This is a genomic window from Novosphingobium beihaiense, from assembly GCF_022832375.1.
GTDB lineage: Bacteria > Pseudomonadota > Alphaproteobacteria > Sphingomonadales > Sphingomonadaceae > Novosphingobium > Novosphingobium beihaiensis.
On record NZ_JALHLG010000021.1, the window covers coordinates 15565 to 36841 of the forward strand.

Sequence of the window (21277 nt, forward strand, 5' to 3'; positions counted from 1 at the left end):
AATAAAATCCGTAAATTCTGGGAATGTGACGATGGTGTCACAAAATTTCGCAGTTGCGAACGCAAATGAATCCCAAACGTCAGAAAGTTGTCATATCCCGCTGCTCTTAGCAGCCGCAGCAATTCTGCGGCGGAGGGCAAAAAGTCATATCGTCGCACGTTGTGTCCACCCAGTCTGAAGAGCTCAGGGGGCTAGAATGAAGTTCCAATCCGTACTCAAGACCGCAGCCAGCACGCTGGCCGTCGGTACCGCATTCCTCGCCGTTCCGGCATTCGCACAGTCGACCGGCTCGTCCGAGTTCGAGGGCGGTGCCATCATCGTTTCCGGCACGCGTGAAACCGCCATCGGCGGCGTTGATGTGCCCGATTCACCCAAGGCGAAGGTCGCCATCACCAAGGAGCTGATCCAGCATCAGGCTGCTGGCCAGACCATCAACGAGACCCTGAATCTGGTTCCGGGCGTCAGCTTCACCAACAACGACCCCTGGGGTTCGCTGGGTGGCAGCTTCACCGTTCGCGGTTTCGGTTCGGACCGTATCTCGCAGACCGTTGACGGTATTCCGCTCAACGACTCTGGTAACTACGCGCTCTACACCAACCAGATGCTGGACCCGGAAGTCATCGAGTCTGCCACTGTCAGCCTCGGTTCGACTGACGTCGATAGCCCGACGGCTTCGGCTGCTGGCGGCACGATCAACATCCGCTCGCTCGACGCGACCGACGAGATGGGCGCCATGGTCAGCGCGTCCTACGGTAACATCGTTGCTCGCGGCCACCCGGGTGACCGCCCGTTCTACCGCGTCTTCGGCCTGATCCAGACCGGCGTGTTCACATCGTTGGGCACAAAGGCCTGGTTCTCGGCTTCGAGCGCCCGCAACGATTCGGTGTTCTCGAACTACGGCGGCGTCGACAAGCAGCAGTACAACGGCAAGATCTACCAGCCGATCGGTGACAATGGAGACTTCATCTCGATCGCCGGCCACTACAACCAGAACCGCAATAACTTCAACGGTTCGCCGGTCCGTTATCAGGATGGCGTTTGGGGCATCGAGAAGCCCAGCGATCGCTTCTATACGCTCTATGATGGCACGCCGTGCACGACCGACACGCCTGAAGCAGGTGTTGCTGATAGCCCGAACAGCTGCGGTTCGCCGTTCGAGCGCCGCTATAACCCGTCGAACACCGGCAATATTCGCGTTGCATCGCGTTTCACGCTGGCCGACAATCTGATCCTCAACGTCGAGCCGTACTATCAGTACGTTAAGGCGAACGGCGGCGGCACCTCGACCGCATACGAATACGGTTACGACGATGCCGACAGCAACGGCGCCAACGGTGGTGGTATCCTCGGTCAGATCGGTGGCTACTATGCGGGTATCGATCTCAATGGCGACGGAGACATGCTGGACGCGGTGAGGGTTCTTTCGCCGAGCCAGACCCAGACCCATCGTGTTGGTGTAATCGCCAACCTGGCCTATGATATCAACGATCAGAACCGTGTTCGTATCTCGTACACCTTTGACCGTGCCCGTCACCGCCAGAGCGGCCAGCTCGGTTATCTTTATTCGAACGGCGAACCCTTCGACGTGTTCCCGGTCAATGATCCGATCCTGACTGCCGATGGTTTTGTGCTCAACAAGCGCGACCGTAAGTCGATCGCGATGCTCAACCAGATTTCGGGTGAATATCGTGGCTCGTTCATGGACGATCGCCTGGTTGTTGCGATCGGTGCCCGCGCACCGTTCTTCCAGCGTGACCTGAACCAGTATTGCTATGCGACCGGACCGGGTGATGAATACGGCAACTGCATTGCGTCTGCGGATGCTGCGGCATACCTGGCTCAGTTCCCGGACAGCGTTGCTCCGACTTCGCGCATGCTGAAGTACAACAAAGTCCTGCCGACTGCTGGTGTGACCTATAACTTCACGCCGGAAGCCAGCGTGTTTGCCAGCTATGCGAAGAACCTGTCGGTTCCGGGCACGGATGCTCTCTATGGCACTCTGTACTTCCCGACTTCGGATCCGGCATCGAAGCCGAAGGCGGAAACATCGGATGCATTCGATGCGGGCTTCCGTTACCAGTCTGGCACCATTCAGGCGCAGGTCGCGCTTTGGTACAATACCTATAACAACCGTCTGGCTTCGGCTTATAACGCTGAGTGTGACTGCACCATCACCACGAACCTCGGCAAGGTTGACAAGTACGGTGTCGACGGCAGCCTGTCCTGGCGTCCGGTCAAGCCGGTTTTCGTCTACCTCTTCGGTTCGTACCTGAAGTCGGAAATCAAGCAGGATGTGCAGACCGGTGCTGACACTTTTGTTCCGACGAATGGGAAGCGTGAGCGTGGGGCTCCGAAGTACAGCTTCGGTACTCGCGTGCAGGGCACTCTCGGACCGGTGGAACTTGGTTTCCAGGTCAAGCGCACTGGCCCGCGTTTCCTGAACGACATCAACACGATCAAGCTGCCGGGCTATACGGTGGCCGATCTCGATGTTCGTTTCTCGCTGGAGAACTATGGTCTGGACAAGAGCTACTTCCAGCTCAACGTCACCAATCTGTTCGACAAGGTGTACATCGGTTCTGCCAATGGCGGCCTGACCACTGCATCGAGCTACGTGAACATTGGTTCGCCGCGCGCGATCCAGGGCACGCTGGTGATCGGCTTCTGATCCAACCGGTCAGAACACACAGAACGAGAGGGGGAGGGACCGCAAGGTTCCTCCCCTTTTTTGTTGCCTCTCTCCCATCCCTCCGGCGGTAACGGTCTGGTGCCGCTTGCCTGCACGGCTCTCCGCGATAGCCTTGGGTCAAGCGTGCAAGACGCGCAGGTCATGGGAAGGGAGAGAGGGCATGTCATGGGACGCTGCCGCGCGAACCGGGCAAGTGACGGGCGCCAGGGAACGCCTGCCGTTTCTGAGCGAGGATCAGCTGGATGAGCGCCACTTTGCCGCGATGGAGCAGTTGCGCGTGCTCTATGGCTATCCCGAAGGGATGCCGCTGGCGCCCTTTTTCGCCACGCTGGCGCACAGCCCGGACTTCTTTGCAGGCTACATCGATCTGGGCGTGGCGGTCTCCATGCGCAGCGCGCTGCCGCTTCGCTTGCGCGAACTGGCGATCTTGCGCACCGGCTGGCTTCATGGCGCGCCCTATCTATGGGGCGAGCATGTGCACACGTCGCGGGGCAAAGTGCTGTCGCCGGAAGAGATCGAGCGGATCACGCAAGGTTCGCAGGCGCCGGAGTGGGATGCGCTCGACCGGGCGGTTCTTCGCGCGGCCGAGGAATTGCATGAGGACGCGATGATCGGCGATGCGGCGTGGGAGGTGCTTGCACAGCATCTGGACGCGCGGCAATTGCTCGAACTGCCGATCCTTGCCGGCCATTATGTGATGACCGCGTTCGTGCAGAACTCGCTGCGCACCCGGCTTACGGAGAACAACCCGGCGGGGCTGGCGGCGCGTTGAGCAGTGAAGCCCTCTATTCGTAAACGCAGGCGTCGTAGCCGTCGCGCTTCACGGTGCCGAGGCGGGCTGCAATGGTGTTGCCGTAGCGGCGGGTGAAGCCGGTGGGATTCTTGACGCTGCGGGTCTTGGGGCTGGGCAGGGCGGCGGCCATGCGGGCGGCCTCCAGCGGGGTGAGCTTCGCGGCGGACTTGCCGAAATAGCGCTGTGCGCCCGCTTCCACGCCATAGGTGCCAATGCCGGTCTCGGCGACGTTGAGATAGACTTCCATGATCCGGCGCTTGCCCCACAGGTTCTCAATCAGGAACGTGAACCAGACTTCCAGCCCCTTGCGCAGGTAACGGCTCCAGCCTTCGCCTTGCCACAGGAACACGTTCTTGGCCGTCTGCTGGCTGATCGTGGAGCCGCCGCGCAGGCGCCCGCCTTCGGCATTGCGTTCCATCGCCTTTTCGATGGCTTCTTTGTCGAAGCCGTTGTGGCTGCAGAACTTGCTGTCTTCGGCCGCGATTGCTGCGGCGACCATGTTGCGGTCGATCCGGCTCAGCGGTTCCCAGTCCTTGGTCACGCCATTGCCATCGGCGAGCATGGTCACCGTCACTGGCGGGGGCACGAAGCGGTAGAGCACCGTCAGCCCCACGCTGATGACAAGAAACCAGACGATGATCCTGGCGAGAAAACGCATGTCTTGATGGGGTGTCCGAGTGTTGGCGCTGCCCGGTCTCTAGAGCCTGTTGCCGCCGCCTGGCAATGGCGCGGGGCCGCCTATTGCAGCGTATTGACCTGTATGCCGTCCACGATCCGGGGATCGTGACTGGGCTGCTGGAACATCACGCGGTTGCGGCCCAGGTGCTTGGCCCGGTAGAGCGCTTCGTCCGCAAGCCGGTAGAGTTCGCGAAAATGGCTGTCCGGCCCGGCCTCGGCAATGCCGACGCTGACCGTCACGGTGTCCGCACCGATGGCTTCGCTGTGATCGCACGCGGCAATGCCCAGGCGCACGCTTTCGGCAAACTGTTCCAGCGCGAAACCGGTCATGCCGCCGGTCATCAGCGCGAACTCCTCGCCGCCAAGGCGCGCAACCTTGCACATCGGTCCTTCCCACCGCTCGATGCGGTGCGCGATAGTGGCCAGCACCATGTCGCCCGCGTCATGGCCGTGCGTGTCATTGATGCGCTTGAACATGTCGACGTCGAGCAGCAGCAGCGCGGCGGGGCTTTCCCCCGATTGCGCCAGTTCCAGCATCGGCGCCACGGCCTCGACGAAGCCGCGGCGGTTGCGCAGGCCGGTCAGCGGATCGCGGCGGGCCAGTTCGTGCGCCTGCGCCGCGGCCTGGCGGGCGCGATCGTGCTCAATGCGCAAATAGGCGTGGGTCTTCGACGCGGCCACGGCCAGCCAGATCGTCTGCCACGCCGCCGCGAGCAGGATCAATAACTGCGAGCCGCCGCCCCAGAAGATCGTCCGGGTATCGAAGAACTCCACACCGCCCAGCGTCAGGATCGGAATCGACCAGGCACCGGAGAATGTCCGGGCCTCGATGCTGCCGCGCCGCCACGCCCAACCGAGGCTCAAGGCTACGCTGGCAAGCAGCGTCAGGATCGCAACACCCAGCGCCAGGGCCGCCGCATCGATCGCGCCGGAGCGCATCAGGGCGAGCGGGATGCCCAGGAAACTGATGAAGACCGCCAGGCCCAGCGTAAACCAGCGGAGGGGGCGCGGCAGTTCGGGGCCGTCAAGGGCAGTGATCGCGCTGAACGAGGCGAACGTCACGGCAAGGCAGGACAGGGCCGTGCAGAACTGCGAAGAGAACGTGCCGGCCATTTCGGGCACGACCAGCAGCCCCAGTTGCGACCAGACTATGCCCCACAGGAGAACGCTTCCGGCCCAGCCCGCCTGCCATACCGGGAATTGCCGCCGCAGCGTCACGGCGAGCGAGGTATTGTAGACGGTGCCGAGCAGCAGCAGCGTCAGCGCGGCGGTGACGCAGATCGAAAGCGCGGTGGCCTGCAGGTTCGCTTCGCCGCGGCTGAGCATGCGCATGCGCAGCAGGTGGACGCTCGCCAGCCGGTCGAAACGGGCGGTGACGAAGCGGACCGGAGCTTCGCGGACAGGGGCTTCGAATGCAATCTGGCCGCCGGTGCGCCAATGCGTTCCGAAATCTCCGCTGCGAACATGCTGGTAGGTGGTGTGGCCGTCGGCATAGGTGAAGGCCACTTCGAGCCGGTCGAACCGCGAGGAGTGCACTTTCAGCACCAGATCGTTCGGATCGACGCCCCGGTAGTTTCGAAGATCGGCGCGGAGCCAGAGGCTGCCGTACTGGTAGCCCTGCGGATCACCCTTGCAGGTGAAGCGCGGCGGGACGGCGCGGGGCTCTTTGACGGTTTCCGACGTGGAGTGACACAGCGCAGGCGGATTCAGGATGTCTTCGGCCGCCGCAATACCCGAAACGCCGTTCCAGAACAGGAAGACGGCAAATACGGACAAGGCTCTCAGCAGAACGGTCCGGACGGTCGAGCGGGCATCCATGGCGTTGCAGCAGATGGCATACTATGACTTACAATTAATTAACTAAAATCGGATTTCCCCAGATTTCTGGTATTTGCATGTCAAAAAAGAAAACCGGGCGCCCATGGGAGCGCCCGGTTTCTGTGCTGTCCGTGCTGACGGGAAGTCAGCCTGCGGGAACGAGCTTCTTGTCACCGGCGATGCGGTTCATCGCCTTTTGCAGCTTTTCGAAAGCGCGCACTTCGATCTGGCGCACGCGTTCACGGCTGACGTGGTAGACTTGGCTCAATTCCTCAAGCGTCTTGGGATCGTCGGTCAGGCGGCGTTCGGTGAGGATGTCGCGCTCACGGTCGTTGAGGGCGTCCATTGCCTCCACCAGCATGTCGTGGCGGACGGTTTTTTCCTCGGCCTCGGCCACGATTTCGTCCTGCAGCGGACCATCGTCCTGCAGGATGTCCATCCACTGGCCTTCGCCTTCCTCACGCAACGAGACGTTCAGCGAGGCATCGCCGCCCATCATCATGCGCCGGTTCATGTTGACGACTTCGGTTTCCGATACGCCCAGCGTGGTCGCGATCTTGGCGACGTCTTCCGGGTGCAGGTCGGTATCCTCGTAGGCGTCGAGGTTCTTCTTCATGCGGCGCAGGTTGAAGAACAGCTTCTTCTGCGCGGCGGTGGTGCCCATCTTAACGAGGCTCCACGAGCGCAGGATGTACTCCTGGATCGAGGCCTTGATCCACCACATCGCATATGTCGCCAGGCGGAAGCCGCGATCGGCTTCGAATTTCTTCACGCCCTGCATCAGGCCGATATTGCCTTCGGAAATGAGTTCCGAGACGGGCAGGCCGTAGCCGCGGTAGCCCATCGCGATTTTCGCGACGAGACGCAGGTGGCTGGTTACGAGCTGTGCGGCAGCCTCGGGATCCTCATGTTCCTGATAGCGCTTGGCGAGCATGTATTCCTGCTCTGGCTTCAGTACCGGGAACTTGCGAATCTCGGAGAGGTAGCGGTTGAGGCTCTGCTCACCGCCCAATGCAGGCACCGCGGGGAGGTTGCGTTGCTTGGTGCTCACTATCTTTTCCGTCCTTTCTGGGTCGGCCGGCGGTCAAAGACCCTTGCTAGGCATCTTAGCTTGCGGCCACCTTTCCATGATAGCACATAAAACCGATTTCAGTGTTGCAATTCGTCGATCAGAGTCCGCATGTCGTCGGGCAGGGGGCTGACGAAATGAACCTTCTCTCCCTTAACGGGATGGATGAAGCCGAGTTCCGCGGCGTGAAGCGCCTGGCGAAAAAAATTAAGCCTCTGAAGAACTGGGCGAATCGCTGAAGGTGTACGTCCATAGACTGGGTCCCCTAATAGCGCATGGCCGATTGACGACATGTGAACGCGCACCTGATGCGTGCGTCCGGTCTCCAGGCGGCATTCGACAAGGGTGGCACCTTTCAGCAATTCCAGGGTCCGGTAATGCGTCACTGCGTGCTTGCCCCTGCCGTCCTCGACCAGCGCCATCTTCTTACGGTTGGTATTCGAACGGGCGATCGATCCGGTTACAGTGCCAGCTGCGGGAACAGGACATCCGCCCACTACGGCGTTGTAGGCACGCTCAATCGAGTGATCGGCGAACTGGACGGCGAGGCCTTCGTGCGCGCGGTCGGTCTTGGCCACGACCAGCAGGCCCGAGGTGTCCTTGTCGATACGGTGGACGATGCCGGGCCGCGCGACGCCGCCGATTCCCGAAAGCTGGCCCCGGCAGTGGTGCAGCAGCGCGTTCACCAGCGTGCCGTCCGGGTTCCCGGCGGCGGGATGGACGACAAGCCCGGCGGGCTTGTCGATCACGATGAGATTTTCGTCCTCGAACACGACGTTGAGGGGAATATCCTGCGCAACGGCTTCCGCGGGCGCCGCTTCCGGAACGGTGATCGCAAACGGGGTGCCCGCATCGGCTTTGCGCGAGGCTTGCGAGACGGGTTTCCCGGCCAGCGTGACGCGGCCTTCGCCCATCAGCGCCTTCACGCGTTCGCGCGAAAGACCGCTCGCATCGGCCAGTGCCTTGTCGAGCCGCCCTCCATCTGCGCCGATCTGTCCATGGATGATATTTTCGTGCGCCCTCATCGCGGCTAGGATTTGGGGAATGGATATCGAAGTGACAAGTGGCGTTCTGGTAACACTGCAGGCCGAAGCGGACCGTGCCGCGCCGGAAGAATGCTGCGGGCTGCTTCTGGGGCGCGGCGAACCGGGCAGGGAAGGGCGGATCGCCCAAGCCGTGCCTGCCGCCAATGTCTCTGACGAACCGTCTCTGCGCTTCGAAATCGATCCCGCCGCCCTCCTGTCCGCACACAAGGCGGCCAGGGCGGGTGGTCCGCAGGTTCTGGGATACTATCACTCGCATCCCGTGGGGCATCCGGTACCTTCTGCCACCGATTGCGAACATTCCACTGGCGATTTGCGCATCTGGGCGATCATCGCGGGCGGACGTGTTGCTTTCTGGCGCGATAGCGGGAATGGTTTCCGGGAATTGACCTTCCGCATGGTTGGAGAGGACCATGCGGAGCAAAGCTGATACCGGCTCTGGCAGCCGAGAGAATGGAAAGCGCTTTATACATGACCACGAGCTCGCTCGAACTTGCCAGCCTGCTGTGTTCGCGTCTCTGCCACGACATGCTCAGCCCTGTGGGGGCCTTGTCGAACGGGCTGGAGCTGCTGGCGGACGAGAAAGATCCCGAGATGCGCCAGCGCTGTTTCGAACTGCTCGATCAGAGCGCGCGCATTTCCACGGACAAGCTGAAATTCTTCCGTCTGGCGTTCGGCGCAGCGGGCGGCTTCGGCGAGATGGTGCCGGTGAGCGAGGCGAAGGTGCTGGTGGACGGGCTGGTGGCGAATAACGCCCGGATCGTGCTCAACTGGGCCCTGTCGAGCGATTCGCTGCCCAAGCCTGCGATCAAGGTTCTGCTCAATTTCGCCCTGTTCGGCATGGAGGCGCTGCCCCGCGGCGGAACGCTGGATATCGCGGCGGAGTTCCGCGATGAAACCAGCGAGATCGTCGTGCGCGCCGCGGGGCAGCGTATTGCGTTCGACCGGGATATCGGCCGGGCGCTCGAAGGAACGCTGCCCGAGGGCGAGCTTTCCAGCCGGACCGCGCCCGCGGCGATGATTCACAAGCTTGCCAGTGAGCAGGAGGGCAAGCTGCAATATGTCCTTGCGGAAGACGCGCTGGTACTGGGCGCGGTTCTGCCGGGAGCCTGAGAGAAAGCGCAGGGCATGGGCGAGAGGAGGATGCGATGAACCGGTGGCTGGTCAACCGCATTGTCGAATCGCCCAACTGGAACGAGCGCAAGTTGCCCGTTTCGATGGTGGTGCTGCACTACACCGGCATGAAGAGCGCCGATGAGGCACTTGCGCGCATGTGCGATCCCGCCGCCGAAGTGTCCGCACACTACATGATCGACGAGGAGGGCATCGTCACCTCGCTGGTGCCGGAGGAAAAGCGGGCCTGGCATGCGGGCCGCTCCTACTGGCGCGGAATCACCGATGTGAACTCGGCCAGCGTTGGCATCGAACTGGCTAACCCGGGCCATGAATTCGGCTATCGCCCGTTCCCCGAACCGCAGATGGACGCGCTGCTGCCGCTGCTGGCGGATATCATGGACCGGCATGACATTCCGCGCGCCAATGTCGTTGCCCATTCGGACATCGCGCCCGTGCGCAAGCAGGACCCGGGCGAATATTTCGACTGGCACCGGCTGGGCGAACTGGGCCTCGCGCTTGATATTCCGGCTGCGAAAATGAACCTGTTCTATGACAATCCCGGTGCGTTTTACCTGGCGCTGGAGCGCTTCGGCTATGACATTGCCGATGGCCGCGCCGCCGTGCGCGCGTTCCAGCGGCGCTGGCGGCCGATGATCATCGACGGCGAAATCGACGGTGAAATCGGGGGTATTCTCTTCGAATTGCTGCTGGAGCGCGACACGGGCCGCGCCCGCTAGGCTTCCCTTATCCGGTTTTCGTGCTAGGGGACGCGGCGCCGGGGAGCCGGGCAGCCGCGTCATTCGCAAGAATGCCGAGGAAAGTCCGGGCTCCACGAAACAAGGGTGGCGGGTAACGCCCGCCGGGCGAGGGAGGTTTTCAGGCCTGCCGAAGCTCAGGGAAAGTGCCACAGAGAGTATACCGCCGATGGAGCCAAAAGCTCACAGGCAAGGGTGAAAGGGTGCGGTAAAAGCGCACCGCGCTTCCGGTAACGGCAAGCGGCATGGCAAACCCCACCCGGAGCAAGACCGAATAGGGGCTGCTGGCTATCTTCGGATGGCGGGCCGGTTTCGGACCCAGGCAGCCCGGGTTGGTCGCTGGAGCGGCGCGGCAACGCGCCGCCAAGAGGAATGGCTGCCACCGCGGCGTAAGGTCCCTCTCTAGGGAGACCACGCCAGGCACAGAACCCGGCTTACAGGCTCCCCGGCACATTCTCCTTCCCATCGGGAAAGGAGATGTCAGGCCATCGCGCTGGCTTCTACCGGTTCGTCCTGATTGCTGGCCTGCAGGAACCAGCGTTCCGTGCCTTCAAGGCCAATCGCGGTCAGCGTGCCGTGCACGAAAGCGCCGGTATCGATCCCGATCCGGTGGGGGCACACGTCCGGCGTTTCGGTGATGGTATGGCCGTGGATGACGCAAACGCCGAAATCGCCCTTGTGGCTGAGGAACGGTTCGCGAATCCAGCGGCAGTCCCGCCCCCTCTGCTCTTCGAGAGGGGTATCGGGGTGAATGCCGGCATGGACGAACAGATAGTCGCCGATCCGGACCATCTTCTTGAAGCTGTCCAGGAAATCGACATCGTCCTGCGGGATGGCGGCGTTCATAAGCGCCTGCAGTTCCTCGAAATCGGCGGCGAATATCGCCTCGGGGCCGACACCGTAGGACTGGATCGTCTCGCGCCCTCCGAACCGCAGGAAGCCGCGCAGCGCGTCTACTTTCGTGCGGCTGGCCAGCAGCATTTCCTCGTGGTTGCCCTGAATATACTCGATGGCCCGCGTCCGCCCCCAATCGCGCGCGCGGGCGACTACGGCTGCGCTGTCCGGACCGCGATCGACGAGGTCTCCCAGCAGGACAACGGTCGTGCGCGCGGTGCCGCGCGCCATGTCGTCCTGTTCGATCATGCGGATCAGGTTTTCGAAAAGGTCGATGCGTCCGTGGATGTCACCGATCGCGTAAACACGCTCTCCCTCGGGGACCGAACGGGGCTTCGTTGCAGGGGCACGAGCCAGAAGATTTCTGAATTTGGCAAGCATTCGTTGCAATGCGGTATAAAGCTGTGGTTGCGGCAAAACAAGATACGCGCACGGATATGAGCGGCAGTGGCAAAAAGTCCACACATTGTTTCCTGATTATTGCCAGTCTGAAATTTTCCTTGTGCGTCACGGTGGTGCGTTGCAGCATTATTGTGCTGCCGCAAGCTGGCCCGCAACGAGGCACGGTACGGCAGATGCAGGTGGGACGAGGCATTGAAAAATAAATTGTGAGGGAATGAACATGACTATGTCCGTCCGCGGCGCCATCGCCGCCACTCTTCTTGCGGGCACTGCGCTTGCTGCCACTCCGGCTTTTGCCGACGAGGCCGATGCACCGGGCCCTATCACCATTTCGGGCGATGTTACCCTGGTTACCGATTATCGTTTCCGCGGCGTTTCCCTTTCGGGCGGCGATCCGGCAATCCAGGGCGGTATCACAGTGACTCATGAAACCGGCGTCTATGCTGGCGCCTGGTCGTCTTCGATCCAGGGCGGTGGCGCTTATGGTGAGCAGGAACTGGACCTGTTCGGCGGCTGGTCGGGTGAAGTGACTTCGGGCCTGACGCTCGACGTTGGCCTGCTGTACTACGATTACCCGGGTGCCGATAAGCACACGCCGCTCGGCGCCAAGAATCACGTGAACTACTGGGAACCTTACGCTTCGCTTTCCGGTGATATCGGTCCGGCATCGCTCAAGGTCGGTGTGGCCTATGCCTGGGATCAGAAGAGCCTGGGCAGCGAGGACAACCTGTACCTGTACAGCGATGTCGACGTTGCGGTTCCCAATACCCCGGTCACCGTTTCAGGCCATATCGGCTATACCGATGGTGTTCTCGCTCCGGAATACTTGAACGGCCTGAGCGATCAGACTGGCTGGGACTGGTCGATCGGCGCGTCCGCCACGGTTTATGGCCCGCTTTCGGTTGGCGTGTCCTACATCGGCGTAACCGGCCCGAGTGTCGATGGCTTCACCGACGATACGGTGGTTGCCACGGTGTCGGCCTCGTTCTGATCTGACAGCACGCGAAAACACTTTCGCAGGAGGACCCGTCCGGAGCGATCCGGACGGGTTTTCTGTATCCGGATTCCGGTGCTATTTCAGATAGAAGATCACCGTGGTGACGACGCGGACCTTCTTGTAGGGCGTGTCGGATACGCCCCAGCCTCCGCCTGAATCGCCATCGCGCGCGGTGATCGAGAAGTAGCCTTGGGTGGCGCTCTTGATCGAGCCCACTTGCGCGCCGCTGTCCTTGGCGAATTGGCCAGCGGCAGCTCGCGCGTCCTTGGTGGCTTCGGCGACCATGGCGGGCTTGATGCCGTTAAGCTTGGTGAAGGTGTAGGACATCCCCGAGCCTTCCTCCAGAATGACCCCGCGCCGGACCAGATCGAACTGGCGGCGCACCGCATCCTGGGCCCGCTTGATGTCGTGGGTGCGAAGCGTCACCCGCTGGCGCACTGTGAAATTCGCCGTGCCGCGGTCCTTGAACTGCGAAACGTTGACGCCGGCCGGTTGCAGGGCATCGGCGGGGAAGCCCAGTTCGCGGAAGAAGGCGTGGATCTCCTTCGTATCGTGATCGACGCTGGCCTGTGCGCTCGAAAGATCGCCTGCGGTTGCCGAATAGGTGATGGTCCAGGTTGCCAGATCGGCCGTGACGTCGCGTTCGGCGAGGCCGCGCACTGTCACCGCCCGGTCGGCCCGGTGCGCGCGTTTCAGCCCGTCGCCCAGCGCATAGCCGCCCGCGATCAGGCCCGCGGCAAGAATAATGGAACTGACGATCAAGCCCGGCGTTGCGAAATCGCGCATGCTAAGGCTGGAGTGATGGGTGTTCTGTGGCGTATCGTCGGACATGGCAGCTCTCCCTGTAAGCCTGCGCAAGATGCCGCCGTATGGCTGTATGAGCGATGAACTGTTCTTTTTTGTCGATGAATTGAGGTAATGATCCCGTGACCCGATACCTTCATACCATGATCCGCGTGACCGATCCCGATGCGACGATCCGCTTCTTCGAGCTGATAGACGTGCGGGAAACGCGCCGGTTTTCCGACGAAAAGGGGCGCTACACGCTGATTTACCTCGCGCCGGAAGGGCAGGAGGATACCGAGGTGGAGCTGACTTACAACTGGCCCGCCGAAGGCCAGCCGGCAGAGGAATACACGGGCGGCCGCAATTTCGGCCACCTCGCGTTCCAGGTCGGCGATATCTATGAAACCTGCCAGCGGCTGATGGACGCGGGCGTGACGATCAACCGCCCGCCGCGCGATGGCCACATGGCGTTCATCCGCACGCCGGACGGGATTTCGATCGAACTGCTGCAGGACGGCAAGCTGGAGCCTGCCGAGCCTTGGGTCAGCATGCCTAACGTCGGCAGCTGGTAACAACAAAGCGCGATGCGCCAAGCGCATCGCGCTTTGGCACATAACTAAGAAATCAGTCTGGCTGGGGCGCTGCTTCGGGAGCCTTGGCCAGACGCAGGATCGTGTAGCCCAGGATCGAGGACAGCAGCGAGCCGAACAGCACGCCGAGCTTAGCTTCCTCCACCAGCAGCGGATGGCGGGGGAAGGCGAGGGCACCGATGAACAGGCTCATGGTGAAGCCGATCCCGCACAGCACGGCCATGCCCCAGAGCTGGACCCAGCTTGCCCCTGCCGGGCGCGGTGCGAAGCCGATCCGGTCCGCTGCCACGATGGAAGCAAAGATGCCGATCTGCTTGCCGAGGAACAGGCCGAGCGCAATGCCCAGCGGCACCGGATCGAACAGGCCCGAAAGGCCGATTCCGCCCAGCGCCACGCCTGCGTTGGCAAAGCCGAACAGCGGAACGATGAGATAGCTGTTCCAGGGCGCCAGCGCATGTTCGAGGCGCAGCAGCATGCTGTCTCCGGACGGGGAGAGCTTGAGCGGAATGGTGAAGGCGAAAACGACGCCCGCGATCGTTGCGTGGATGCCGGAATTGAGCACGCAGTACCACAGCCCGAGCCCCAGCAGCAGATAGAGCGGCAGGCTGAAGACCTTGCGCCGGTTCAGCAGGATCAGCCCGCCGAGGAACACCAGCGCGCCGATCCCCCACAGGAACTTGATCTGGGCCGTGTAGAACACGGCGATGATCGCGACGGCGCCCAGATCGTCAACGATCGCGACGGTCAGCAGGAACAGCCGCAGTGCAGGCGGTACCCGGTTGCCGAGCAGGCCCAGAACGCCGACCGCAAAGGCAATGTCCGTCGCGGCGGGAATGGCCCAGCCGCGATGGATCGGCTGGCTGGTGCCTGCCGCGAGCAGATAGATCAGCGCGGGCATGACCATGCCGGCCGCGGCGGCCAGCACGGGCAGGCGGCGCTTGGCGGCATTGGAAAGTTCGCCGTCCAGAATCTCGCGCTTGATCTCCAGCCCGACGACAAAGAAGAACACCGCCATCAAGGCGTCGTTGATCCACAAGTGCAGGCTGTCGAGCTTCTTTACCGGCGTCCAGGCCAGCTCATGATGAAACAGTTCGTGGTAAGCATAGGACCACCCAGTATTTGCACAAATCATGGCCAGAATGGCCACGAGGATCAGAAGAATCCCCGAGGCGGCGTCTCCGCCCATTAATTTTGTGAAATTGTTAGCTAATTTATTAGCAAAATGCCTGGGTATGATCATAGGTATGTTTTCGGATGTTCTTCTGAAGGACCTGGTTTCGCCGGGCCGGTTGATGGTTTGATATCATCTGAATATGCGAAAGGGGAGTGGTGGCGGCCACTAACGCTATCCGGAATGTCATCGCGGCCCTGCAATATACCGAACAGGAACTGCTGCTGTTCGCGGCGTTCTGGTTTCTGGTTGGGGCTGTCGACGATATCGGTGTGGATCTTTGCTGGATCTGGCTGAAGCTGAGCGGCCGCGCGCGAGTCCGCGTCCTTTCGCGAGAGGAGGAGGCCATGCCCCTGCAAGGCCGGGCGGCTATCCTGATCGCCGCCTGGCGCGAAGCGGAAGTGATCGGTCATACCGTGCGTCATGCCCTGTCTGTCTGGCGGCAAGATGACTTCACTCTCTACGTCGGTTGTTATTCCAACGATCCGGACACTGTCGCGGCGGCCATGTCCGGGGCGGGCACGGATGCGCGCGTCCGGATCGTGATCCACGAAAATGCCGGGCCGACCACCAAGGCGGATTGTCTCAACCGCCTCTACACCGCCTTGTGCAGCGATGAACGGCGATACGGATGTCGCTTCCGCAGCATCGTTCTGCACGATTCCGAAGACATGGTCCACCCGGCGGAACTGGCTGTCATCGATACTGGGCTGGGTGGGGCCGATTTCGTGCAATTGCCGGTCAGGCCTGAGCCGCAGCCCCGGTCGCCCTGGGTGGCGGGTCACTATGCCGACGAGTTTACCGAATCCCACACCAAGTCGCTGGTGGTCCGCGACGCGCTGGGCGCCGCGATTCCGGCGGCCGGGGTGGCTTGCGGCTTTTCCCGGAACATCATGGAAGGCATTGCCCGGCGGCGGCAGGAGGAAGGCAATCCCGGGCCTTTCGCCGCCGAGTGCCTGACCGAGGATTACGAACTGGGCGTACTCGTCTGGCGGGAGGGCGGCAGGTCGCGCTTCCTGCGGGTACGGGATGCGGACGGCAATCTGGTGGCGACGCGTGCCTACTTTCCGGCCCGGCTGGATGATGCGGTGCGGCAGAAGGCCCGGTGGGTGCACGGCATCGCCTTCCAGAGCTGGGACCGTCTGGGCTGGAGCCGGGGGGCGCCCAATCTGTGGATGGCTTTGCGTGACCGGCGCGGGCCGCTGGCAACGCTGGTGCTGGCCTGCGGCTATGTGCTTGCGGTGATCGAGGGCGTGCTGGGTTCGGCGCGGCTGCTGGGCGCGCCATCGCAACTGGCGGTATCGCCGCTGCTGCGAATCATGCTGGCGCTGTGCGTGGGCGGACTGGCCTGGCGGTTGGCGGCCCGCTTTGCCTTCACCGCGCGCGAGTATGGCTTGGGTGAGGGGCTGCTGGCTGTGGCGCGTATTCCCGTGGCCAATTTCATCGCCATTCTTGCCGGGCGCAAGGCGCTGTCCGGATACTTGGGGACCTTGCGCGGTGCGGATGTGAAATGGGACAAGACCGAGCACGCGGCGCATCCGGTGACGGCGGCGCCTGGCGGATCGGTTTCCCGGTGAGCGAGGTAGAAGCAGCGAGCGGGCAAGCCATGTCCATGCAGCCAGCGGCTGCGCAAATAGTGCGGGGGCAGCCGCTCGTGGCACTGCTGGCGCTGTTGGCCGGATGGATCGGGGGAAGAGTTGTTACGTGGGAAGCGCCGGTCCTGATGGGAAAGAGCATGGCGGCCACGGCGCACGGGGTGTCACTGACCATGCCCGGCGGCGGTTTCGTGGCGGGGAATGGCGCCGGGCCGCAATCCGTCCCCGGGATGGGCGCTTATGCAGCGGTTTCCGCATATCCCGCATTGGAGGCGGACGGTGCCAGCGAGGAGGACTTTCGCCCGGTTCGCCCCGTCTCGCGGCAACAGGACAGGGCATGGCATGCCGCGCCGATAGTCCGCGCCGTGTGGTCCGGAGCGCCCGGCTCCCGTCCGTTTTCCGGATGGTATGCAGACCCGCTGGCGCCGCAACTGGCCTCGGCGCCGTTCATGCCGAGGCCAGTGTATGGGCCGGGCCGGTCCCTGCTGCCGGCCGCCACGGATCGCCTCCCGGATCGCAGTCCCGGCCGGAGGTGGCGGGCCGCACCGTCCCGCAACGTGCCGCCTCTGCCGTTGGCACCCGCGCCTAGGCACTGGTCTGCCGATGCCTGGGCCCTGTTCCGTCACGATATCGGGATGACCCGGTCCCGGGGTGTCCTGCCTGCGGTTTATGGCGCCAGTCAGCTTGGCGCGGTGCTACGGTATCGTTTGAGACCCGCCTCGCGCCATCGCCCGGCGGTCTATCTGCGCGGGACCGCGGCTTTGGGCATGGTGCGAGAGACGTCTGCCGCGTTGGGCCTGTCCGCCCGTCCGCTGCCTGCGCTTCCGGTCACGGTGGCAGTGGAAGGGCGGCTTGCCGGTGAGGACCATCCCAGCGTGCAGCCAGCGGTCCTAGCTTATACCGAACTGCCGCCGATGGCCCTGCCGCTGGGGCTGCGGGCGGAGTCGTATCTGCAGGCGGGCTACGTTGGCGGCGATTTCGCGACAGCGTTCGCCGATGGGCAACTGCGGATCGATGAGAGCGTGCTGCGGCTTGGCCGGGGGGATCTGCGCCTTGGCGGCGGCATCTGGGCGGGGGCCCAGAAAGGGGCCGCGCGCTTCGATGCCGGGCCCTCCGCATCGCTTTCGATCCCGCTGGGGCGCCGCGTGTTCAGCCGGGTCGCGCTCGATTGGCGGTTTCGAGCGGCCGGTAATGCCGCGCCCGGTTCGGGCCCCGCGGTAACTCTTTCCGCAGGTTTCTGAATCGCGCCTTCCCTCGCGTGCCATGCTGCGGTAGCGAGAACCCAGCAATGGACGTCTATCTTCCCATCGCCAATCTCTCGGTCAACGGCCTGATCATCGTTGGCCTGGGAGCGATCACCGGGGTGCTTTCCGGGATATTCGGCGTGGGCGGCGGATTTCTGACGACACCGCTGATGATTTTCTACGGCATTCCGCCCACCGTGGCCGCAGCCTCCGCCGCCAGCCAGGTGACGGGCGCCAGCGTTTCGGGCGTGTTCGCGCATTCGCGGCGCGGGGGTGTCGATTATCAGATGGGCTCGGTGATGGTCGCGGGGGGTATCCTGGGCACCGGGATCGGCGCGGTGCTGTTCAACGTGCTCGAAAAGCTCGGGCAGATCGATACCGTCATCAGCATTCTCTATGTGCTGCTGCTCGGCTCGATCGGCGGGCTGATGGCGAAGGAGAGCATTCAGGCGATCCGGGCTGAGCGCTCCGGCGTTCCCATCGCGGCCCGGAAACGCCGCCATCACCCGATGGTGGCAAGCCTGCCGATGCGCTGGCGCTTCTACCGTTCGGGCCTCTACATTTCGCCGCTCGCCCCGCTGCTGCTGGGGGTGGGGACGGGCATCCTGACGATGCTGATGGGTATCGGCGGCGGGTTTATCCTGGTTCCCGCGATGCTCTATATCCTGGGCATGAGCGCCAATGTCGTGGTCGGCACCTCACTGTGGCAGATCCTGTTCACCACGATGGCGACGACGATGATGCACGCGCTTACCACGCATGCGATTGACATCGTGCTGGCTTCGCTGCTGCTGTTTGGCTCGGTCACGGGCGCGCAGATCGGGGTGATGTTCTCGCAAAAGGCGAACCCGGTGAAGTTGCGGCTGCTGCTGGCGGCAATCGTCCTGCTGGTCGCGGCGCGCATGGCGCTGGGGCTCGGCTACCGGCCGGATGAGATCTACACGGTGGCGCCGCTGTGAGGAGATGGCTGGCCCCGTTGCTTGCCCTTCTTGCGCTTCCCTTGCTGACCGGCGCGCGCGATCCGATCCTGGTGCCGGAAGTCTCGCAGCACGAAGTCGATCTGCAGCAGGGCTTTACCGGCACCGAACTGCTGCTGTTCGGCGCGATCCTCACGCCCGAAGGTTCGCGCGCGGCGCAGGATTATGACATTGTCGTTGTCTTGAAAGGGCCCACACAGTCGATCGTCCTGCGCGAAAAGCAGAAAGTGGCCGGGATCTGGATCAACGCCGCCAGCACCGAGCTCCGTTCGGCCCCGGCCTACTATGCCATCGCTTCGACCCGTCCGATCGCGGACATCGTCGACGACAAGACGGCGGCGATTTATGAGCTGGGGCTGAAGTGGCTGCAGCTTTCGCCGATCGGGGCGATCAACCCGCAGGAGCAGATCCGCTTTTCCGAAGGTTTGGTGGGCCTCAATCGCCACAATGGCCTTTACCGCGAGGATGAGGGCGGCGTGCAGGTCAGCGAGCAGGTGCTCTATCAGGCCCGCATCCGGCTGCCTTCGCGGGTGCCGACGGGAATGTACACCGCCGAGACCTTCGCCATTTCCAAGGGGCGCGTGGTCGCCTCCGCCAGCAGCCAGGTGGAAGTGCGCAAGATGGGCGTGGAGCTGGCGATCGCCCGCTTCTCCCAGAACTACGGGTTCGCTTATGGCCTGCTGGCCGTGTGCGTGTCGGTGGGGATGGGCTGGCTGGCCGGGCGCCTGTTCGCATTGGTCTGACGCGGATTTCTGATTCGCGCTTTAGGGGGACATTAACTCCGCAGGCTCTACCCCGGCCAGGGTGCCATAAATCCTGGTGATACATGAATCAGATGCGAGTTGATGGTTTCGGCAGTGCCCACGCAGCGCCGGCCTCTGAAATTCCTATGGACCGGCAGACGGGCACCTCTCATCAGGCCCATGCGCCGATTGGTGTCGTGCTCGAAATCGCCGGTGCCGGAACCCGGATCGCTTTCGATGCGAACCGCCTGAACGAGATTTCCGGTGATGGCGATCCCTCGGTCTCGCTGTCCGGCAAGGTCGGCAGCCAGGTCAAGGTTCGCGTCGGTGACGGCTGGCTGCTCGCGAGCGTGCGCAATCAGAAGCAGGACGCGGTCAGGCCCGGCGATATCGTGGCCGAGGCGGACTTCCTTGGCGAAGGGCAGGAAGAGCCCCAGACCGGCCGCATCCACGGGTTCCGCCGCGGTGTGACGTTCTATCCGATTCCCGGCGCGCTGGTCTATCCCGCCACCAGCGAGGATTTGCGCCAGATCTACGCCAGCGACGGGCGCAGCGCGATCCAGATCGGCAACGTTTATCCGACAAAGGACATCCGCGCGGGTCTCTATGTCGATGCGCTGCTGGGCAAGCACTTCGCGCTGCTCGGCTCCACCGGCACCGGCAAATCGACCAGCGCCGCACTGATCCTCCACCGGATCTGCGAACATGCGCCCGAAGGCCATATCATCATGGTCGATCCGCACGGCGAATATGCCTCGGCCTTCCGCAATACCGGCGTGATTCTCGACGCGACCAATCTGCAGATGCCGTACTGGCTGATGAACTTCGAGGAACACTGCGAGATCCTGCTGACCTCGCGCGGGGACGACCGCCAGCTCGATGCCGAGATTCTCGGCAAGTGCCTGCTGGAGGCGCGCTCCAAGAACCGGCTGGCCGAGCAGATGGGCAAGATCACGGTGGATTCGCCGATCCCCTACCTGCTGTCGGACCTCGGCAACATCATCAACAACGAGATGGGCAAGCTCGACAAGGGCCACACCAGCGCACCCTATCTGCGCATCCGCAACAAGCTGGACGAGCTGAAAGGCGATCCGCGCTATCAGTTCATGTTCTCCGGCATGCTGGTGGGCGATACCATGGCGGACTTCATCGCCCGCCTCTTCCGCATGCCCTCGCAAGGGCGGCCGATCTCGATCATCGACGTGTCGGGCGTGCCGTCCGACATCACCAGCACCGTGGTGGCCGTGCTCAGCCGTCTGGTTTTCGACTTCGCCATCTGGGCGCGTGAGGAACGGACGCGCCCCGTCCTGCTGGTCTGCGAAGAAGCGCACCGCTATGTGCCCAGCGAGAAGAACGCCGATGGCTCCTCAGTCGGGCGCATCCTCTCGCGCATTGCCAAGGAGGGCCGTAAATACGGCATTTCGCTCGGCCTGATCACGCAGCGCCCGTCCGACCTTGCCGAGGGCGTGCTCTCGCAGTGCGGCACGATCATCTCGATGCGCCTTAACAACGACCGCGACCAGGCTTTCGTGCGTGCGGCGATGCCCGAAGGCGCGCGGGGCTTTCTCGATTCGATCCCTGCGTTGCGCAACCGCGAATGCGTGATCTGCGGCGAGGGCGTGGCGATCCCGATCCGCGTTTCCTTCGACGATCTGGAGGAATACAAGCGCCCGGCCTCGGCTGACCCCTCCTTCACTGAACTGTGGAGCAGTTCAGGCGGCGAGGAAGAGATGGTCCTGCGCACCGTCCAGCGCTGGCGCGCTCAGGGGCGGTAAGAGGCGCTCGTTCTCCCTGAAAACCTTCGTCATTCTCGCGCAGGCGGGAATCCATCTCCGGCTCCGGACGCCGGACAGATGGAGAATCTTCATCCGTTTCCGTTCGTGTCGAGCCCTTCGTCATGCTCAGGATAAACTTCGG

Annotated in this window: 20 protein-coding genes and 1 other RNA gene; 14 read left to right on the forward strand and 7 right to left on the reverse strand. The window is 63.0% G+C overall.

Features of this window, described 5'->3' with window-relative positions:
* Positions 1–196: 196 nt before the first annotated feature.
* Positions 197–2668: a TonB-dependent receptor gene (locus tag MTR66_RS14040; RefSeq protein ID WP_243922097.1), complete on the forward strand. Its 2472-nt coding sequence runs from the start codon at positions 197–199 to the stop codon at positions 2666–2668.
* A 181-nt stretch (positions 2669–2849) separates the two neighbouring features.
* On the forward strand, positions 2850–3461 hold the full coding sequence (locus MTR66_RS14045) for a carboxymuconolactone decarboxylase family protein (protein ID WP_243922099.1): 612 nt from the start codon (positions 2850–2852) through the stop codon (positions 3459–3461).
* Between the two features lie 13 nt (positions 3462–3474).
* On the opposite strand, the gene mtgA is transcribed toward MTR66_RS14045, so the two are convergent.
* The 4 genes from mtgA to MTR66_RS14065 all read right to left on the reverse strand — a co-directional run bounded on the left by mtgA (position 3475) and on the right by MTR66_RS14065 (position 8072).
* Positions 3475–4140 (reverse strand): monofunctional biosynthetic peptidoglycan transglycosylase, encoded by a 666-nt coding sequence (mtgA, locus tag MTR66_RS14050; RefSeq protein ID WP_243922102.1) that lies wholly within the window; start codon positions 4138–4140, stop codon positions 3475–3477.
* An 80-nt stretch (positions 4141–4220) separates the two neighbouring features.
* Positions 4221–5978, reverse strand: coding sequence for a GGDEF domain-containing protein (locus MTR66_RS14055; protein WP_243922104.1), 1758 nt, complete (start codon positions 5976–5978; stop codon positions 4221–4223).
* Between the two features lie 145 nt (positions 5979–6123).
* Positions 6124–7029: an RNA polymerase sigma factor RpoH gene (rpoH, locus tag MTR66_RS14060; protein WP_243922106.1), complete on the reverse strand. Its 906-nt coding sequence runs from the start codon at positions 7027–7029 to the stop codon at positions 6124–6126.
* A gap of 98 nt (positions 7030–7127) precedes the next feature.
* A complete protein-coding gene (locus tag MTR66_RS14065; RefSeq protein WP_243922108.1) occupies positions 7128–8072 on the reverse strand; it encodes an RluA family pseudouridine synthase in 945 nt (314 codons plus the stop codon).
* 19 nt (positions 8073–8091) lie between these two features.
* On the opposite strand from MTR66_RS14065, the gene MTR66_RS14070 reads away from it, so the two are divergent.
* The 4 genes from MTR66_RS14070 to rnpB all read left to right on the forward strand — a co-directional run bounded on the left by MTR66_RS14070 (position 8092) and on the right by rnpB (position 10414).
* Positions 8092–8520 (forward strand): M67 family metallopeptidase, encoded by a 429-nt coding sequence (locus MTR66_RS14070; protein ID WP_243922110.1) that lies wholly within the window; start codon positions 8092–8094, stop codon positions 8518–8520.
* A 41-nt stretch (positions 8521–8561) separates the two neighbouring features.
* Positions 8562–9203, forward strand: a complete 642-nt coding sequence (locus tag MTR66_RS14075; RefSeq protein WP_243922112.1) for a histidine phosphotransferase family protein — start codon at positions 8562–8564, stop codon at positions 9201–9203.
* Positions 9204–9238: 35 nt separating this feature from the next.
* Positions 9239–9943, forward strand: coding sequence for an N-acetylmuramoyl-L-alanine amidase (locus MTR66_RS14080; protein WP_243922114.1), 705 nt, complete (start codon positions 9239–9241; stop codon positions 9941–9943).
* A 38-nt stretch (positions 9944–9981) separates the two neighbouring features.
* Positions 9982–10414: RNase P RNA component class A (gene rnpB, locus MTR66_RS14085), an RNA gene on the forward strand.
* Between the two features lie 27 nt (positions 10415–10441).
* On the opposite strand, the gene MTR66_RS14090 is transcribed toward rnpB, so the two are convergent.
* Positions 10442–11236, reverse strand: coding sequence for a metallophosphoesterase (locus MTR66_RS14090; protein ID WP_243922116.1), 795 nt, complete (start codon positions 11234–11236; stop codon positions 10442–10444).
* Positions 11237–11259: 23 nt separating this feature from the next.
* Here MTR66_RS14090 and MTR66_RS14095 point away from each other — a divergent pair, with 23 nt between their 5' ends.
* Both MTR66_RS14095 and MTR66_RS14100 read left to right on the forward strand, forming a co-directional pair.
* Complete coding sequence (locus MTR66_RS14095; RefSeq protein ID WP_243922118.1) at positions 11260–11460, forward strand: hypothetical protein; 201 nt, start codon at positions 11260–11262, stop codon at positions 11458–11460.
* A 17-nt stretch (positions 11461–11477) separates the two neighbouring features.
* Positions 11478–12248 (forward strand): TorF family putative porin, encoded by a 771-nt coding sequence (locus MTR66_RS14100; protein WP_243922120.1) that lies wholly within the window; start codon positions 11478–11480, stop codon positions 12246–12248.
* Positions 12249–12329: 81 nt separating this feature from the next.
* Here MTR66_RS14100 and MTR66_RS14105 read toward each other — a convergent pair whose 3' ends face one another.
* Positions 12330–13040, reverse strand: coding sequence for an SIMPL domain-containing protein (locus tag MTR66_RS14105; protein ID WP_243922138.1), 711 nt, complete (start codon positions 13038–13040; stop codon positions 12330–12332).
* A gap of 140 nt (positions 13041–13180) precedes the next feature.
* Between MTR66_RS14105 and MTR66_RS14110 the strand changes: the two genes are divergently transcribed.
* Positions 13181–13612, forward strand: a complete 432-nt coding sequence (locus MTR66_RS14110) for a VOC family protein (protein WP_243922122.1) — start codon at positions 13181–13183, stop codon at positions 13610–13612.
* Between the two features lie 52 nt (positions 13613–13664).
* Here the strand turns inward: MTR66_RS14110 and nhaA are convergent, their stop codons facing one another.
* Positions 13665–14816: a Na+/H+ antiporter NhaA gene (gene nhaA, locus MTR66_RS14115; protein WP_243922124.1), complete on the reverse strand. Its 1152-nt coding sequence runs from the start codon at positions 14814–14816 to the stop codon at positions 13665–13667.
* Between the two features lie 143 nt (positions 14817–14959).
* Between nhaA and MTR66_RS14120 the strand changes: the two genes are divergently transcribed.
* The 5 genes from MTR66_RS14120 (at position 14960) to MTR66_RS14140 (ending at position 21135) form a co-directional block, all read left to right on the forward strand.
* Positions 14960–16378 (forward strand): glycosyl transferase family protein, encoded by a 1419-nt coding sequence (locus tag MTR66_RS14120; RefSeq protein ID WP_243922126.1) that lies wholly within the window; start codon positions 14960–14962, stop codon positions 16376–16378.
* A gap of 653 nt (positions 16379–17031) precedes the next feature.
* Positions 17032–17637: a hypothetical protein gene (locus tag MTR66_RS14125; RefSeq protein ID WP_243922129.1), complete on the forward strand. Its 606-nt coding sequence runs from the start codon at positions 17032–17034 to the stop codon at positions 17635–17637.
* 47 nt (positions 17638–17684) lie between these two features.
* Positions 17685–18599, forward strand: coding sequence for a sulfite exporter TauE/SafE family protein (locus MTR66_RS14130; protein ID WP_243922131.1), 915 nt, complete (start codon positions 17685–17687; stop codon positions 18597–18599).
* Between the two features lie 8 nt (positions 18600–18607).
* Positions 18608–19360, forward strand: coding sequence for a TIGR02186 family protein (locus tag MTR66_RS14135; RefSeq protein WP_268740505.1), 753 nt, complete (start codon positions 18608–18610; stop codon positions 19358–19360).
* A 146-nt stretch (positions 19361–19506) separates the two neighbouring features.
* The gene (locus MTR66_RS14140; protein WP_243922135.1) at positions 19507–21135 is read left to right on the forward strand and encodes an ATP-binding protein; all 1629 of its coding nucleotides are present in this window, start codon (positions 19507–19509) and stop codon (positions 21133–21135) included.
* Positions 21136–21277 lie beyond the last annotated feature (142 nt).